The organism is Cedecea neteri, from assembly GCF_000758325.1.
Classification (GTDB): domain Bacteria; phylum Pseudomonadota; class Gammaproteobacteria; order Enterobacterales; family Enterobacteriaceae; genus Cedecea; species Cedecea neteri_B.
Window position 1 is genome coordinate 446,928 of sequence record NZ_CP009459.1, and the last position, 14,426, is coordinate 461,353.

The 14,426-nt window shown below is 54.2% G+C and carries 14 protein-coding genes; 7 read left to right on the top strand and 7 right to left on the bottom strand.

Annotated elements, in window-relative coordinates:
* Positions 1 to 10: 10 nt before the first annotated feature.
* Complete coding sequence (gene parC, locus LH86_RS02110; protein WP_039297977.1) at positions 11 to 2,281, bottom strand: DNA topoisomerase IV subunit A; 2,271 nt, start codon at positions 2,279 to 2,281, stop codon at positions 11 to 13.
* A 146-nt stretch (positions 2,282 to 2,427) separates the two neighbouring features.
* On the bottom strand, positions 2,428 to 2,829 hold the full coding sequence (locus LH86_RS02115) for a YgiW/YdeI family stress tolerance OB fold protein (protein WP_039297978.1): 402 nt from the start codon (positions 2,827 to 2,829) through the stop codon (positions 2,428 to 2,430).
* Positions 2,830 to 3,020: 191 nt separating this feature from the next.
* Here LH86_RS02115 and qseB point away from each other — a divergent pair, with 191 nt between their 5' ends.
* The 4 genes from qseB (at position 3,021) to LH86_RS02135 (ending at position 6,084) form a co-directional block, all read left to right on the top strand.
* Complete coding sequence (qseB, locus tag LH86_RS02120) at positions 3,021 to 3,683, top strand: quorum sensing response regulator transcription factor QseB (protein WP_039297981.1); 663 nt, start codon at positions 3,021 to 3,023, stop codon at positions 3,681 to 3,683.
* The gene (qseC, locus tag LH86_RS02125) at positions 3,677 to 5,038 is read left to right on the top strand and encodes a quorum sensing histidine kinase QseC (RefSeq protein ID WP_039297983.1); all 1,362 of its coding nucleotides are present in this window, start codon (positions 3,677 to 3,679) and stop codon (positions 5,036 to 5,038) included. Before qseB ends, qseC begins: the two co-directional genes overlap by 7 nt.
* A gap of 116 nt (positions 5,039 to 5,154) precedes the next feature.
* Positions 5,155 to 5,736, top strand: a complete 582-nt coding sequence (locus LH86_RS02130) for an NAD(P)H-dependent oxidoreductase (RefSeq protein WP_039297985.1) — start codon at positions 5,155 to 5,157, stop codon at positions 5,734 to 5,736.
* Between the two features lie 30 nt (positions 5,737 to 5,766).
* Positions 5,767 to 6,084, top strand: coding sequence for a putative quinol monooxygenase (locus LH86_RS02135; protein WP_039297987.1), 318 nt, complete (start codon positions 5,767 to 5,769; stop codon positions 6,082 to 6,084).
* Between the two features lie 64 nt (positions 6,085 to 6,148).
* On the opposite strand, the gene parE is transcribed toward LH86_RS02135, so the two are convergent.
* The 5 genes from parE to nudF all read right to left on the bottom strand — a co-directional run bounded on the left by parE (position 6,149) and on the right by nudF (position 10,693).
* Complete coding sequence (gene parE / locus LH86_RS02140; RefSeq protein WP_008460924.1) at positions 6,149 to 8,041, bottom strand: DNA topoisomerase IV subunit B; 1,893 nt, start codon at positions 8,039 to 8,041, stop codon at positions 6,149 to 6,151.
* A gap of 45 nt (positions 8,042 to 8,086) precedes the next feature.
* Positions 8,087 to 8,662, bottom strand: a complete 576-nt coding sequence (gene yqiA, locus LH86_RS02145; RefSeq protein WP_039287825.1) for an esterase YqiA — start codon at positions 8,660 to 8,662, stop codon at positions 8,087 to 8,089.
* The gene (gene cpdA / locus LH86_RS02150) at positions 8,662 to 9,489 is read right to left on the bottom strand and encodes a 3',5'-cyclic-AMP phosphodiesterase (RefSeq protein ID WP_039297989.1); all 828 of its coding nucleotides are present in this window, start codon (positions 9,487 to 9,489) and stop codon (positions 8,662 to 8,664) included. Before cpdA ends, yqiA begins: the two co-directional genes overlap by 1 nt.
* A gap of 143 nt (positions 9,490 to 9,632) precedes the next feature.
* Positions 9,633 to 10,058: a DUF1249 family protein gene (locus tag LH86_RS02155; protein WP_039297991.1), complete on the bottom strand. Its 426-nt coding sequence runs from the start codon at positions 10,056 to 10,058 to the stop codon at positions 9,633 to 9,635.
* Positions 10,059 to 10,060: 2 nt separating this feature from the next.
* The gene (gene nudF, locus LH86_RS02160) at positions 10,061 to 10,693 is read right to left on the bottom strand and encodes an ADP-ribose diphosphatase (RefSeq protein WP_039297993.1); all 633 of its coding nucleotides are present in this window, start codon (positions 10,691 to 10,693) and stop codon (positions 10,061 to 10,063) included.
* Between the two features lie 212 nt (positions 10,694 to 10,905).
* Between nudF and tolC the strand changes: the two genes are divergently transcribed.
* From tolC to LH86_RS02175, 3 genes are all read left to right on the top strand, one after another.
* Positions 10,906 to 12,390 carry an outer membrane channel protein TolC gene (tolC, locus tag LH86_RS02165; protein WP_039297995.1) on the top strand — a complete coding sequence of 495 codons (1,485 nt, stop codon included), beginning with the start codon at positions 10,906 to 10,908 and terminating at the stop codon, positions 12,388 to 12,390.
* A 169-nt stretch (positions 12,391 to 12,559) separates the two neighbouring features.
* Positions 12,560 to 13,237, top strand: coding sequence for a DUF1190 family protein (locus tag LH86_RS02170; RefSeq protein ID WP_008460913.1), 678 nt, complete (start codon positions 12,560 to 12,562; stop codon positions 13,235 to 13,237).
* 6 nt (positions 13,238 to 13,243) lie between these two features.
* On the top strand, positions 13,244 to 14,404 hold the full coding sequence (locus LH86_RS02175; protein ID WP_039297996.1) for a glutathionylspermidine synthase family protein: 1,161 nt from the start codon (positions 13,244 to 13,246) through the stop codon (positions 14,402 to 14,404).
* The last annotated feature ends 22 nt before the right edge of the window (positions 14,405 to 14,426 follow it).

A 14,426-nucleotide genomic window follows, 5' to 3' on the forward strand; every position in this document is an offset into this window, starting at 1 on the left:
GTACCCCGGATTATTCTTCGCTGTCTCCAGCTCCAGCCCGCATTGGGGAATCGACGTCTACGCGGTCGATACGCTGCAGGCCACGCATCAGCGTCCCGCGGCGGCCTCGCTCACCGGTAATTTTCTGCAGCTCTTCAGGGCGCAGCTTAATTTTACGCTTCCCGACGTGCAGCGTCAGCGTACTCTGCGGCGGCAGGATAAACAGATGTGCCAGCTTATCTTCACCTTTCGCCGCTTCGGCTGCCGGGATAGAGATAATTTTGTTGCCCTTGCCTTTCGACAGTTCCGGCAGGTCACTCACCGGGAACATCAGCATGCGCCCGGCGGCGGTGATAGCCAGCAGCATGTCGTCTGCGCTGTGAATTTCCAGCGGAGGGAGAACGCGGGCGTTATCAGGAAGGGAAATCAACGTTTTACCCGCACGATTGCGGGAAACAACGTCGTTAAAGGTACAGACGAAGCCATAGCCTGCGTCCGAAGCCATCAACAGCTTCTGATCGTCTGCAGCCATCAGCACATAGTCAACCGTCGCCCCCGGTGGTGGTGTCAGCTTACCGGTCAGAGGCTCACCCTGACCACGCGCTGACGGCAGCGTGATAGGATCCAGCGCGTAGCTTCGCCCGGTGGAGTCAATGAACGCCACGGGTTGATTGCTCTTACCTTTGGCAGACCCCAGGTAGCTGTCACCCGCTTTGTAACTCAGGCCCGGCGCGTCAATATCGTGGCCTTTGGCGCTACGCACCCATCCCATTTGCGACAGCACAATAGTTACCGGTTCAGACGGCACCATGTCATGCTCGCTCATCGCCTTCGCTTCACCGCGCTCATGCAGTGGAGAGCGACGGTCGTCGCCGTAGGTATCGGCATCTGACTGCAGCTCTTTTTTCAGCAGCGTGTTCATTTTGCGCTCGGACGCGAGAATCCCCTGCAGCTGATCGCGCTCTTTTTCCAGCTCGTTCTGCTCGCCGCGAATCTTCATCTCTTCCAGTTTGGCGAGATGGCGCAGTTTCAGTTCAAGGATGGCTTCGGCCTGCGTTTCGCTGATATCGAAGCGAGACATCAGCACCGGTTTCGGCTCATCCTCGGTACGAATGATATGGATCACTTCGTCGATATTGAGGAACGCCACCAGCAAACCTTCAAGGATATGCAGGCGTTTAAGGACTTTTTCCAGACGGTAGTTCAGGCGACGGCGCACCGTGTCACGGCGGTAAACCAGCCACTCGCTGAGGATCTCCAGCAGGTTTTTCACCGCCGGGCGACCGTCGAGGCCAATCATATTCAGGTTAACGCGATAGCTTTTTTCCAGGTCGGTGGTCGCGAACAGGTGATTCATGACCTGCTCAACGTCCACGCGATTGGAACGAGGCACAATCACCAGTCGGGTCGGGTTTTCATGATCCGACTCGTCGCGCAGATCTTCAACCATCGGCAGCTTTTTCGCACGCATCTGGCTGGCAATCTGTTCCAGCACGCGAGCGCCTGACACCTGGTGTGGCAGCGCAGTAATCACAACGTCACCGTCTTCTTTACGCCATACCGCACGCATGCGGACTGAACCGCGCCCGTTCTGGTAAATTTTGCGGATATCTTCTCGCGGCGTAATGATTTCAGCTTCAGTCGGATAGTCCGGGCCGTGAACAATATCCAGCAGGCTGTCCAGCGTCGTTTTGGGCTGGTCAATCAACGTTATGGCGGCCTGGGCGACTTCACGCAGGTTATGCGGAGGTATGTCTGTCGCCATCCCTACCGCAATGCCGGTAGTGCCGTTAAGCAGGATGTTCGGTAAACGCGCAGGCAGCATTTTTGGCTCCTGCAGCGTTCCGTCAAAGTTCGGGATGTAATCTACCGTTCCCTGCCCGAGCTCGCTAAGCAGCAGCTCCGCGTACTTCGACAGGCGAGATTCGGTATAACGCATTGCAGCGAATGACTTAGGATCGTCCGGCGCGCCCCAGTTCCCCTGCCCATCCACCAGCGGATAGCGGTAAGAGAACGGCTGCGCCATCAACACCATCGCTTCATAACAGGCGCTGTCGCCGTGCGGATGGTATTTACCCAGCACATCACCCACGGTACGGGCTGACTTTTTGAATTTTGCGCTGGCGTTTAGCCCCAGCTCAGACATCGCATATACGATTCGACGCTGGACCGGCTTGAGCCCGTCGCCGATAAACGGCAGGGCGCGGTCCATGATGACGTACATGGAATAGTTGAGATACGCATTTTCCGTGAATTCGTGCAGCGCAAGACGCTCAGCACCATCATGAGTCAAATCACTCATTGCTCATTCATCCTCAAACTGACGAACCGATTGTGGCCACAATCGGCGTAATTGCCGCCGATAGTACCTTATCTGGCCTGTTGAGTCATAGCGATGAATAGCTTTATACGAAGCGGCAACCCGGGAAAGCTTGCCGCATTTTTACGTTATTTAAGTTTGCTAATTTGCTTCACGTCGATTTCCACTGAGTTCCAGTCTTTATCGACTTCACCCTGAATAACGACGGTGTCTTGTGGGGTTACGGTCAGGCCCTGCCAACGTTTGTGATCGATATCCACGTTGATGCTATCGGTCGCATCGCGGAAGATATAGTGATCGCCCCCAATACGCTGTTCGATTTTCCCGGTCAGCGTTACCCAGGTATCGTCGGAATAGGTCTTAGCCTGTTTTACCGTGGTTTTATTCCCCATCGGGCCAATAAACCCTCCCTGCTGCATTGGCTGGGTTTGAACAGGCGCGTTCGGGTCAACAAATCCGCCCGTTTGCGCGGCAAAGAGAGGGGCTGAAGTTAAGGCAATAATGGCAAATAAAGCGGCTGTCTTTTTCATAATGTAATTCTCCTTTCGTTTCCTGGTCCCTATTAAAACGCCCAAATCTTAGCGAGATCTTAATCCCCATCACTCGAGATGTTTTTATTATAAATATGCGGCCATTGCCGAAGCCGTGGGCTTTTCTGCTGTACACGTAAGGGCTTCGGGTATTTACTTCACGTCTTAACGGCAGCAACAAGGAGTGCGCCATGCGCTTGTTACTTATTGAGGACGACACGCTGATTGGCGACGGTATTAAAGCCGGGTTGATCAAAATGGGGTTTGCGGTTGATTGGTTTAACAATGGGGTTCAGGGGCAAGCGGCACTTAGCCTCGCCCCCTATGACGCCGTGGTGTTGGATCTCAGCCTTCCGGGCATGGATGGTCTGGATATCCTCCGTGCCTGGAGAAAAGAAGGCCACAACGAACCGGTGCTGATCTTAACGGCCAGGGACTCGCTGGACGAACGGATTGAAGGGCTGCAACTGGGGGCGGACGACTACCTTTGCAAACCTTTCGCACTCACAGAAGTCGCGGTTCGGCTGCAAGTGCTCATCCGCCGGGCGCACGGCCACGCTCAGCCAGAGCTGACCTACGGAAATGTCGTGCTTTCTCCAGCAAACCATACGGTATCTCTTAACGGTGAGCCCTTGCAGTTGAAGCCTAAGGAATTCGCTTTACTCGAGTTACTCATGCGGAACGCCGGGCGCGTACTGCCACGCACGTTAATTGAGGAAAAAATCTATAACTGGGACGATGAAGTCTCGCGTAATGCCCTTGAAGTTCACATCCATCATCTCCGCAAAAAGCTGGGCAGCAGCTTTATTCGTACCGTACACGGTATCGGCTATACGTTAGGTGATGCATGCTGAGAACGTTGACCAAAAGCTTACGCACACGCCTGACCGTAGGCTTTATAGTGCTGACCCTTGCAGCAGCAGCCTTTGCCAGTGCCGCCGCGTGGTATGAAGCCCGTAAATCGCTCAACAAGCTCTTCGATACCCAACAACTGCTTTTTGCTAAGCGGCTAAGCACGCTGGATTTCGATGGCGCAAACAACGCCGAGCCACAGCTTCCTCGCAGTAAAAACATTCTGAAAAAACATCGAGGTAAACTCGATGATGACACATTAGCCTTCGCCATTTTTACCACTGAGGGCAGACTTGTGCTCAATGACGGCGACAGCGGTAAAGGGCTGAACTATTCATGGCGTAGGGACGGGTTTACTGATGGGCAACTCGTGGATGATGACGATCTGTGGCGTCTGGTCTGGCTGACAACGCCTGACGGGCATTATCGTATTGTGGTCGGCCAGGAATGGGACTACAGGAACGACATGGCTCTGGATATCGTTTCTGCTCAGCTCACGCCCTGGCTAATAGCACTGCCGCTGATGCTGGTCCTGCTGATTTGGTTAGTCAGCAGAGAGCTGGCCCCGCTGCGTAAACTGGCGCAAAAACTACAGCGTCGTCCCCCCGGTGACAACAGCAGACTCGAGACTCAGCCGCTCCCGCTGGAAGTCAGGCCGCTTGTGGATGCCTTAAATCAGCTCTTTGAGCGTACAGAAGCATTTATGCAGCGTGAGAGGCGCTTTACGTCCGATGCCGCACACGAACTCCGTACCCCGCTTGCGGCCCTGAAAGTACAGGCCGAAGTGGCTCAACTGGCCGAAGATGATGCTCCAGTCAGAGATCAGGCACTGAACCAACTTCACCAGGGCATTGACCGCGCCTCCCGCCTTGTTGAGCAACTACTGACGCTTTCCCGGCTGGACTCTCTGGCGGAACTTAATGATGTGCAAGATGTGTCACTGCAGACGCTGCTTCAGGAAAGCGTGATGGAAGCCTGGCACGGGGCTCAGCGAGAACACATTGATATCCGCCTGCAGATGCTGGAGCAGCCGGTGATTCGCCGTGGCCAGCCACTTTTGCTCGGGTTGATGCTACGCAATGTTCTCGATAACGCCACCCGCTACAGCCCTGCAGGCAGCGTTGTGAACGTCACGCTAAAGGAAAATGAGCTTGAGATTATCGACAACGGGCCTGGCGTAACTCCTGAATATCTTGCCTCTTTGGGGGAACGCTTCTTTCGCCCACCCGGGCAGCTAAAAACCGGCAGCGGACTCGGGTTATCTATCGTCAGTCGAATTGCAACCTTACACGGTATGCAGGCCACTTTTGGCAACGCAGAAGACGGGGGTTTTAGGGTTCGCATCCGTTGGAACTGAGAAATCTCAGCTGGATTATTGCTCGCGCAGCAAAAGTCTTTGCACATTTTGGTCATTTTTACACAGCAAGGCGCTCATTATAATGATTGGCAAACGTAATTATTTAAGGTCTAACGATGAGCAACATCCTGATTATTAACGGCGGTAAAAAATTCGGCCATTCCAACGGCCAGCTTAATGACACCATGACCGAAGTCGCGGAAAGCTATTTGCGCGACCTCGGGCATGATGTTCAGGTCACCCGCGCAGACAGCGAATATGACGTTAAAGCGGAAGTTGAGAAATTCCTTTGGGCAGACAGCATCATCTGGCAGATGCCGGGCTGGTGGATGGGCGCCCCGTGGACGGTCAAAAAGTACATTGACGATGTGTTCACCGAAGGCCACGGTTCGCTGTATGCCAGCGACGGCCGTACCCGTTCAGACGCTTCTAAAAAATATGGTTCCGGCGGCCTGATTCAGGGCAAAACCTACATGATGTCCCTGACCTGGAACGCACCTTTAGAAGCTTTCACCGAAAAAGATCAGTTTTTCCATGGCGTTGGCGTGGACGGCGTTTATCTTCCATTCCACAAGGCTAACCAGTTCCTGGGCATGGAAGGGCTGCCAACCTTTATCGCTAATGACGTCATCAAAGCACCTGATGTGCCACATTATGTAGCAGAATATCGCAAGCATCTGGCTGGTATTTTTGCTTAACTGTTTGCCGGATAACATAAGGAGCTAGTCATGCTGACAGTGATTGCAGAAATTCGCACACGTCCTGGGTCACACCATCGCCAGGCGGTAATTGCAGCGTTTGAGAAAATTATTCCAACCGTGCTGCAGGAAGAAGGCTGCCACGGCTACGCGCCGCTGGTCGATCATAACGCCCAGGTCGCGTTCCAGACAACCGCTCCGGATTCCATCTTCATGCTGGAAAAATGGGAAAGTGTTGCGCATCTGGAAGCCCATCTTCAGACGACACACATGAAAGAGCATAGCGCTCGCGTAAAAGACGACGTGCTGGAAGTGCATATCCGCATTCTCGAAGAAGCCGTGAAGTAACTGGCATCTGAGAATGCAAAAAGGGATGGCCTGAGCCATCCCTTTTACGTTTTGGAGAAAACGTTTAGCCCTCGATATCGGCCATGTCGCCTTTTTCCTGCAGCCAGTTGCGGCGATCTTCAGAACGCTTCTTGGCCAGTAGCATATCCATTGTCGCCAGCGTACGCTGGTCGTCTTCATCGCTGATAGTCAGTTGAACCAGGCGACGGGTATTCGGATCAAGCGTGGTCTCGCGAAGCTGAAGCGGGTTCATCTCACCCAAGCCTTTAAAGCGCTGCACGTTTGGCTTGCCTTTCTTGCGCTTAAGCTGTTCCAGCACGCCGGCTTTTTCTTCTTCATCCAACGCGTAATAAACCTCTTTACCCAGATCGATGCGGTAAAGCGGCGGCATCGCCACGTAAACATGGCCACCTTTCACCAGCGCCCGGAAATGGCGCACAAAGAGTGCGCACAGCAGCGTGGCAATATGCAGACCATCGGAGTCCGCATCCGCAAGGATACAGACCTTGCCATAGCGCAGCTGGCTCAGATCTTCGCTGTCCGGATCGATACCGATCGCCACAGAAATATCGTGGACCTCTTGCGAGGCAAGCACTTCGTCAGAAGAAACTTCCCACGTATTCAGGATCTTCCCTTTCAGCGGCATGATCGCCTGGTATTCACGATCGCGAGCCTGCTTCGCGGAGCCGCCCGCCGAGTCCCCTTCCACCAGGAAAAGTTCGGTCCGGCTTAAATCCTGCGCGGTACAGTCCGCCAGTTTACCCGGCAGCGCCGGCCCGCTGGTCAGCTTTTTACGCACAACCTTCTTCGCGGCGCGCATACGGCGCTGAGCGCTGGAAATGGCCAGCTCGGCCAGTTGTTCTGCCGCCTGCACGTTCTGATTCAGCCACAGGCTGAAAGCATCCTTCACTACGCCGGAAACAAAGGCTGCACACTGGCGCGAAGAGAGACGTTCTTTCGTCTGGCCAGCAAACTGCGGATCCTGCATTTTGACCGACAGCACATAGGCGCACCGCTCCCAAATATCTTCCGCTGAGAGCTTCACGCCGCGCGGCAGAATATTGCGGTATTCACAGAACTCACGCATTGCATCGAGCAGCCCCTGACGAAGGCCGTTCACGTGAGTACCGCCCTGCATAGTTGGGATCAGGTTTACGTAGCTTTCCGTCAGCAGCTCGCCGCCTTCCGGCAGCCAGAGCAGCGCCCAGTCAACGGCTTCGGTATCGCCCGAAAAATTGCCAATAAATGGCGCTTCCGGGAGGGTAATCAGGCCATTCACCGCCTCGCACAGGTAGTCGTTCAGGCCGTCCTGGTAGCACCAGCGCTGCTCGGTATTATTCACCTTATCGGTAAAGGTAATCTCGACCCCAGGACACAGTACAGCTTTCGCTTTCAGCAGATGGCTGAGGCGTGAAACGGAAAAGCGCGGGCTGTCAAAGAAGCTTTCATCCGGCCAGAAGTGCACGCTGGTCCCGGTATTGCGCTTCCCGCAGGTGCCAATCACTTCCAGATCCTGCACCTTCTCGCCGTTTTCAAAAGCGATGCTGTATACCTGAGCGTCACGGCGGACGGTCACTTCAACGCGTTTGGAAAGGGCGTTAACTACAGAGATCCCTACGCCGTGGAGGCCGCCGGAGAATTGGTAGTTTTTATTCGAGAATTTACCGCCCGCATGCAGACGGCAAAGGATCAGCTCAATGGCCGGAACCTTCTCTTCGGAATGGATATCAACAGGCATCCCGCGCCCGTCATCAATGACTTCCAGCGACTGGTCGGCGTGAAGGATGACATCCACGCGCTTAGCGTGACCTGCCAGCGCCTCATCCACGCTGTTATCAATGACTTCCTGCCCTAAATGGTTAGGACGAGTGGTGTCAGTGTACATCCCCGGACGGCGGCGAACAGGCTCAAGCCCGGTGAGTACCTCTATATCATCGGCATTATAGGATTGCGTCATGGTTTATTCATTCAGATAGCGAAACAGGAAATCGGCCGTCAGGCCTCAGCGCAAGCCGAGGAAGTCGACAATCTGTGTGAAATAATCTTCGAAGCCCGTGAAGGCATGATTGCCACCGGGTTTCACCGTCTGGCGGCAGAGCGCGTAGTAGGCTACGGCCTGGCGGTAATCAAGCACCTCATCGCCCGTTTGTTGCAGCAGCCAAATCAAGTCTGGCGCGTCCAACGGGTCAATCTGCATGACTTTTAGATCGTAAATATGGCGTGACTCTAGCACATATTGCTGCCCGGTGTAGGGGTTCTCGTTTTTACCAAGGTAACCCACCAGCAGCTCAAAAGGGCGAACGGCCGGATTAACCACCACCGCAGGCAAGGTGAAACATTGCGAAAGCCAGGTTGCGTAATAGCCACCGAGGGAAGACCCCACGATGCCCAGAGGCTCTCCTCCCCGCTCAAGCACCAGCGACTCCAGCAGTTCGGAGGCCTCTGCCGGGTAAGGCGGTAACTGAGGCACAATCATCTCAATTTCAGGATGATGCTGGGCCAGCCATGCCTTAAAACGGGTTGCTTTTGCGGAGGCCGGAGAGCTATTAAACCCGTGCAAATACAGTAACGCAGGCATTAATAACCCTCAGAAGCCGTGTCAGGACTGAATTTACCGCTTTGCAAACGGCAAACTTCCGTCGTCAGGCTGCCGTCAGGGTAAAGATCGAGCCAGCGCCAACCCGGCTCAATGGTGTCGAGCGTGAAATTTGCGCAGTGTGGTTTGAACTGGACGCATGTCGAAGGCGTGGCCAGCATTCTACGGCCGTTCCAGTCGAGATCCAGTTCCTGATGAATGTGCCCACAAAGCAGCGTTTTCACCTGCGGCCACGGCTTAAGCACGGCATCCAGTGCGGCAGCATTGCGCAGGCTGTGCTGATCCAGCCAGCTGCAGCCGGCAGGAAGAGGGTGATGATGCAGTAAAAGTAACGTGTGGCGCTCCGGAGCCGCAGCCAGCTGACGCTCAAGCCATTCCAGCTGATAGTCGCTCAGTTCACCGTGGGGGACGCCAAAGACCTGGCTGTCCAGCAGCAAAATTTGCCAGCGATCGCCGATATAAACGCGCTTGGCCGGGGAAATACCCGCTTCCTGCAGAGCGTTAAACATTGCTGGCTGAAAATCGTGATTACCCGGTAGCCAAACGCAAGGCGCAGAAATGCGGGAGATCCCTTCAGCAAAGTGCTGATAAGCCTCCACGCTATGATCCTGGGCCAAATCCCCGGTTGCCACCAGTAAGTCGCAGGCACGCTGTTCGGCAAGAATGGCGGTCAGTACCGCCTGATAGCTCTTCCAGGTATTTATACCGAGCAGCGTTTCGTTCTTTCCGGCGAACAAATGGGTATCGGTTATTTGCAATATCCTGATTCGGCCTCCATCGGCCGCAGGAAGGGTTAACAGGCTTTCCAAATGGTGTCCTTAGGTTTCACGCACACTTACTACCCACCACACTTAAGCTGCTGATATCCAGGCGGCAGCTCGATTCATTCAGGGTATCAATACCATCCATTATTCAGGGCGTTGTGCCGTTAACCGTCCTCGACCCTAAAAAGCTAGGTATATACAGGCACGGCCATTGCTCCATGCGCTAAACAGTAGCGCAGCCAATCAGCAAGAAACTGGTTAATTTGATGCTTTTCGTCGCGTTGATGCAACTTTTTATTCGGATAATCATATCGCGCTTTGAAGCGAAAGATCTGCTGGCTTGAACACACTTCCGCGACCATCGCATCGTGATACAGCCTGACCGACATTGACGGCAGGCTCCAGTAACTCACCGAGGGGTGCGTTTGTTCTATTTCCACCATGGTGGTATAACGCGTTGATTCTGAAATAGTTAATCTATATCTGGCGCTATTAACCTGATAGGTTACCGTTTCGCCCGCTGCATCATTTTTTGGCAACAGACGGCGCAGCTGCGCGAAGTTGGTTTCGCACAAACGCATCATTTCGGGGAAGTCAGGGGTATAGCGCTTCATAATCAGTGATTCCACTCTTTTCTTAGTTGCTCATAATGCAGCTGCAGCCATTGCAAAGCGATGACCGTCGCCGCGTTGTCGATGCTCCCCTCTTCGACACACTGGTAAGCCTGCTCCCGGCTGACCACATGAACACGAATATCTTCGTTTTCTTCCACCAGGCCATGAATACCGTTGGCCTGAGTGGCATCCACTTCGCCGACTAAAATAGACAACCTTTCGCTGGTGCCGCCGGGGCTGGCTAAATAGCTCAGAACCGGTTTGGTCCGGCCCACAACAAGGCCTGCTTCTTCTACGGCTTCACGGCGCGCAACATCTTCTACGCTTTCGCCCTCTTCAATCATCCCGGCGATCATTTCTAACAGCCATGGGGTTTCGCTTGTGTCCCAGGCGGCAATACGAATCTGCTCTATCAGCACGACTTCATCGCGCACAGGGTCATAGGGTAGCAGCACCGCGGCGTGACCGCGTTCAAAAATTTCACGTCTGACTTCGTCACTCATTTCGCCATTAAACAAACGATGGCGAAAACGATAAAGATCGAGTGAAAAAAAGCCACGATAAAGCGTTTCCCGTGCAATAATTTCTACATCCTTTTTGGCGAAAGTAGCCGAAAGCTTTTCTGACTTATTCATAAATGATGTCCTGATGGCAAATGGGCGCTGGCCGGGCGATTTCAACCCTGCGTAACTGCCCTTTCAATTTTGATGTGGTAGATTGGTGAAAATTAAGGTAGATGGCACTTTACGCCAACCTGCCCGGCTGACGGAATCTGTAGAATCGGCGATCATATTTGACTCCTGTCGGCGTTAAACAAAATAATTCTGCTTCACAACAAGGAATGCAAATGAAGAAACTGCTCCCCATTCTTATCGGTCTGAGCCTAACGGGTTTCAGCGCCATGAGCCAGGCAGAAAACCTGCTGCAGGTTTATCAACAGGCCCGCACCAGCAACCCGGACCTGCGTAAATCCGCTGCTGACCGTGACGCCGCATTCGAAAAAATTAATGAAACACGCAGCCCATTATTACCACAGCTGGGCCTGGGTGCAGATTACACCTACGGTAACGGTTTTCGTGACGCAAACGGCGTTAACTCCAACACGACCAGCGCAACGTTACAGCTGACGCAAACCATTTTTGATATGTCAAAATGGCGCGCCCTGAGCCTGCAGGAAAAAACCGCGGGGATTCAGGACGTCAGCTTCCAGACCGATCAGCAGTCTTTGATCCTGAACACGGCCACAGCCTATTTTAACGTGCTGAGCGCCATTGACGCGCTTTCTTATACTGAAGCGCAGAAACAGGCCATCTATCGCCAGTTGGATCAAACCACTCAGCGCTTTAACGTCGGTCTGGTTGCCATCACTGACGTACAAAACGCCCGCGCACAGTACGACACCGTGCTGGCGAACGAAGTTACCGCCCGTAATAATCTGGACAACGCGGTGGAATCACTGCGTCAGGTCACCGGCAACGACTATCTGAGCCTCGCTTCTCTGAACGTAGACGGTTTCAAAACCACCAAACCAGATGCGGTCAACAACCTGCTGAAAGACGCTGAAAAACGCAACCTGAGCCTGCTTCAGGCTCGCCTGAGCCAGGATCTGGCCCGCGAACAAATTCGCCTGGCTGAAGATGGCCATCTGCCAACCCTGAGCCTGAACGCGTCCAGCGGCGTGTCTAACACCAGCTATAACGGTTCAAAAACCGCGAATAACTCGGCGTATGACAACAGCTACAAAGGGCAGAACCAGGTTGGCCTGAGCTTCTCGCTGCCGCTGTACCAGGGTGGCCAGGTTAACTCTCAGGTTAAACAAGCTCAGTACAACTTTGTGGGTGCCAGCGAGCAGTTGGAAAGCGCACACCGCAGCGTCGTACAGACCGTGCGTTCCTCCTTCAACAACGTGAATGCCTCTATCAGCACCATCAACGCTTATAAACAGGCCGTTGTGTCTGCACAAAGCTCCCTGGATGCGATGGAAGCCGGTTACTCAGTGGGTACCCGTACTATCGTTGACGTGCTGGATGCGACCACCACGCTGTATAACGCCAAGCAGCAACTCTCCAGCGCACGTTATAACTACCTGATTAACCAGCTGAATATTAAATCAGCGCTGGGTACGTTGAACGAGCAGGATCTGATTGCGCTGAACAATACCCTGGGCAAACCGGTTTCAACCTCCGCGGACAGCGTTGCCCCGGAAACCCCAGAACAGGATGCCCGCGCTGACGGCTACAACACTACGCCAGCAGCCGCATCCACTAAAGCGACTCATGCCACTCCGGCAGCGGCCACCAGCGGGAAAAAAGCGAACCCATTCGCTAATTAATCGCTGGAATGCCAACGAAAGGGGCGTATTTTTACGCCCCTTTTTTTCTGCCTCGCGTTTGAACGTAAGGCAACGTAAAGATCTCCTGCCAACAGGCCTACATCGCTTCAATTTCAACCGCTCATCCCCTATCCTTAGCACCAAACCTACTGGGCTCAGGACTGATTAAATGAAACGGACAAAAAATATAAATCATTCATCGTTCCGCAAAAGCTGGAACGCACGCCATTTAACGCCGGTGGCGTTGGCTGTCACCGCCGTCTTTATGCTGGCCGGCTGTGAACAAAGCGACGAAACCGTCTCAATGTATCAAAACGCGGACGACTGCTCACAGGCGAACCCGAGCAAAAGCGCGGAATGTACCACCGCCTATAATAACGCGCTGAAAGAAGCCGAGCGCACCGCACCGAAGTACGCTTCCCGAGAAGCCTGCGTGGCCGAGTTTGGCGAAGGCCAGTGCCAGCCAGCGCCAGCTCAGGCAAGTCTTGCCGGTGAAAGCCAGGCTCAGGCTCAACCGCAGCAAAGCGGCAGCTTCTGGATGCCGCTGATGGCGGGCTACATGATGGGTCGCCTGATGGGCGGCGGTGCGGGCTTTGCGCAGCAGCCGCTGTTTACCTCAAAAAACCCGGCCAGCCCGGCTTACGGCAAGTACGCCGATGCCAGCGGTAAGAGCTACGGCGCGGCCACCCCAGGCAGGACGACAACCGTCCCGAAAAGCGCGATGGCACCAAAACCTGCGACCACTTCAACGGTGACTCGCGGCGGCTTTGGTGAGTCAGTGGCCAAGCAATCCACCATGCAGCGCAGCAGCGCCACCTCCGGCAGCAGCCGTTCAATGGGCGGCTGATAAATCATGGAAAGAGTTTCTATTGTTGAGCGCCCGGACTGGCGCGAAAAAGCCACGGAATACGGCTTCAATTTTCACACCATGTACGGGGAGCCGTACTGGTGTGAAGACGCCTATTACAAGCTCACGCTGGCTCAGGTTGAACGCCTGGAAGAGGTGACCGCCGGGCTGCATCAAATGTGTCTGCAGGTTGTGGAAAAGGTGGTGGCCAGCGACGAGCTGATGGCCCGTTTCCGCATTCCGAAACACACCTGGGAATTTGTTCGCCAGTCCTGGCGCAGCCAGCAGCCTTCCCTTTATTCCCGTCTGGATCTGGCGTGGGACGGAGTGGGTGAACCCAAGCTGCTGGAAAATAATGCCGATACGCCAACGTCGCTGTACGAAGCGGCCTTCTTCCAGTGGATCTGGCTTGAAGATCAGGTGGCTGCGGGCAAGCTGCCCGCAGACGCAGACCAGTTCAACAGCCTGCAGGAAAAGCTGATCGAGCGTTTCGCCGAGCTGAAGCAGCAGCATGGCTTCAATCTGCTGCACTTTGCCTGCTGCCAGGATACGGTAGAAGATCGCGGCACCGTGCAATATCTGCAGGACTGCGCCGCTGAGTCAGACGTCGCGAGCGAGTTCCTCTTTATTGAGGAAATTGGTCTTGGAGAGAAAGGCCAGTTTACCGATCTGCAGGATCAGGTTATCAGCAACCTGTTCAAGCTCTACCCGTGGGAATTCATGCTGCGTGAGATGTTCTCCACCAAGCTGGAAGATGCGGGCGTCCGCTGGCTGGAGCCGGCCTGGAAAAGCATTATCTCCAACAAAGCTCTGCTGCCGATGCTGTGGGAGATGTTCCCGGGCCACCCTAACCTGCTGCCGGCTTATTTCGCCGAAGATAACTTCCCGCCGATGGAAAAATACGTCGTGAAGCCGATCTTCTCCCGCGAAGGCGCCAACGTGAAGATCATCGAGAATGGCCAGGAGATCGCGCGCGTTGACGGGCCATACGGTGAAGAAGGCATGATCGTCCAGCAGTTCTATCAGCTACCTAAATTCGGCGACAGCTATACGCTGATTGGCAGCTGGCTTATTAACGATCAGCCTGCCGGGATCGGGATTCGTGAGGATCGCGAACTTATTACGCAGGATCTTTCCCGTTTCTATCCGCATATCTTTGTGGAATAGAGCATTAAAAAAGCGCCCATTG

Coding starts and splice junctions, on each gene's coding strand:
- parC (WP_039297977.1), bottom strand. CDS start 2,281: ATGAGTGATTTGACTCATGATGGTGCTGAGCGTCTTGCGCTGCACGAA.
- LH86_RS02115 (WP_039297978.1), bottom strand. CDS start 2,829: ATGAAAAAGACAGCCGCTTTATTTGCCATTATTGCCTTAACTTCAGCC.
- qseB (WP_039297981.1), top strand. CDS start 3,021: ATGCGCTTGTTACTTATTGAGGACGACACGCTGATTGGCGACGGTATT.
- qseC (WP_039297983.1), top strand. CDS start 3,677: ATGCTGAGAACGTTGACCAAAAGCTTACGCACACGCCTGACCGTAGGC.
- LH86_RS02130 (WP_039297985.1), top strand. CDS start 5,155: ATGAGCAACATCCTGATTATTAACGGCGGTAAAAAATTCGGCCATTCC.
- LH86_RS02135 (WP_039297987.1), top strand. CDS start 5,767: ATGCTGACAGTGATTGCAGAAATTCGCACACGTCCTGGGTCACACCAT.
- parE (WP_008460924.1), bottom strand. CDS start 8,041: ATGACGCAATCCTATAATGCCGATGATATAGAGGTACTCACCGGGCTT.
- yqiA (WP_039287825.1), bottom strand. CDS start 8,662: ATGCCTGCGTTACTGTATTTGCACGGGTTTAATAGCTCTCCGGCCTCC.
- LH86_RS02155 (WP_039297991.1), bottom strand. CDS start 10,058: ATGAAGCGCTATACCCCTGACTTCCCCGAAATGATGCGTTTGTGCGAA.
- nudF (WP_039297993.1), bottom strand. CDS start 10,693: ATGAATAAGTCAGAAAAGCTTTCGGCTACTTTCGCCAAAAAGGATGTA.
- tolC (WP_039297995.1), top strand. CDS start 10,906: ATGAAGAAACTGCTCCCCATTCTTATCGGTCTGAGCCTAACGGGTTTC.
- LH86_RS02170 (WP_008460913.1), top strand. CDS start 12,560: ATGAAACGGACAAAAAATATAAATCATTCATCGTTCCGCAAAAGCTGG.
- LH86_RS02175 (WP_039297996.1), top strand. CDS start 13,244: ATGGAAAGAGTTTCTATTGTTGAGCGCCCGGACTGGCGCGAAAAAGCC.